This is a genomic window from Salmonella sp. SAL4457, from assembly GCF_046548235.1.
Classification (GTDB): Bacteria; Pseudomonadota; Gammaproteobacteria; order Enterobacterales; family Enterobacteriaceae; genus Salmonella; species Salmonella enterica.
Genome location: NZ_JBGDZO010000296.1, coordinates 1 through 297, shown reverse-complemented (window position 1 = coordinate 297; position 297 = coordinate 1). Strand labels below are relative to the sequence as shown.

The 297-nt window shown below is 64.0% G+C and carries 1 protein-coding gene; it reads right to left on the bottom strand.

Features of this window, described 5'->3' with window-relative positions; translation table 11 throughout:
* Positions 1 to 297: hypothetical protein (locus ACLJNW_RS24360; protein ID WP_410961237.1), on the bottom strand; the 297-nt coding region annotated here is incomplete at both ends.

Sequence of the window (297 nt, the reverse complement as noted above, 5' to 3'; positions counted from 1 at the left end):
GCCGTTGGACGCCAGCGGGTTGCCGCCGAGCACCAGCATGAAGTCGGTGTGGTCGATGTCGGGGATCGGGATCAACAAACCATGGCCGTACATCTGCTGGCTGACCAGGTGATGCGGCAACTGGTCGACGGAAGTCGCGGAGAAGCGGTTGCGCGTTTTCAGCAGGCCGAGGAAGTAGTTGCTATGGGTCATCAGGCCGTAGTTGTGCACGCTCGGATTGCCCTGGTAGACCGCCACCGCATCGTTGCCATGGCGCTCGCGGATCTCGCCGAGGCGGCTGGCCACCAGCGCGAAGGC